Annotated in this window: 1 protein-coding gene; it reads left to right on the top strand. The window is 73.8% G+C overall.

The window, feature by feature from the left end; translation table 11 throughout:
• On the top strand, window positions 1-669 hold a 669-nt coding region (gene npdG, locus JL475_RS39270), incomplete at its 5' end, for an NADPH-dependent F420 reductase (protein WP_202282968.1).

Genomic DNA, 669 nt, shown 5'->3' with positions numbered 1-669 from the left:
AAGGACCCCTGGGACCTGCCCGACGTCTCCGGGCTCGTCGTCGGCGTGCTCGGCGGCACCGGACCGCAGGGCAAGGGCCTCGCGTACCGGCTCGCCCGGGCCGGCCAGAAGGTGATCATCGGCTCGCGGGCCGCCGAACGCGCCCGGGCCGCCGCCGAGGAACTCGGGTACGGCGTCGAGGGCGCCGACAACGCCGAGACCGCCCGCCGCAGCGACATCGTGATCGTCGCCGTGCCGTGGGACGGCCACGGCACGACCCTGGAGTCCCTGCGCGGGGAACTGGCCGGCAAGCTCGTCGTCGACTGCGTCAACCCGCTCGGCTTCGACAAGCAGGGCGCCTACGCGCTCAAGCCCGCGGAGGGCAGCGCCGCCGAGCAGGCCGCGGCCCTGCTGCCGGACTCCCGGGTCACCGCGGCCTTCCACCACCTGTCCGCGGTACTGCTCCAGGACCCGGAGATCGACGAGATCGACACCGACGTGATGGTGCTCGGCGAGGTCCGCGCCGACGTGGAGATCGTGCAGGCGCTGGCCGGGCGCATCCCGGGCATGCGGGGCGTCTTCGCCGGGCGGCTGCGAGGCGCCCACCAGGTGGAGGCGCTGGTCGCCAACCTGATCTCCGTCAACCGCCGCTACAAGGCACACGCCGGGCTCCGCGTCACGGACGTATGA

The sequence above is a fragment of the Streptomyces sp. M2CJ-2 genome, assembly GCF_016757295.1.
In the GTDB taxonomy this organism is placed as follows: Bacteria; Actinomycetota; Actinomycetes; order Streptomycetales; family Streptomycetaceae; genus Streptomyces.
This window is presented reverse-complemented; position numbering and strand designations above follow the sequence as displayed.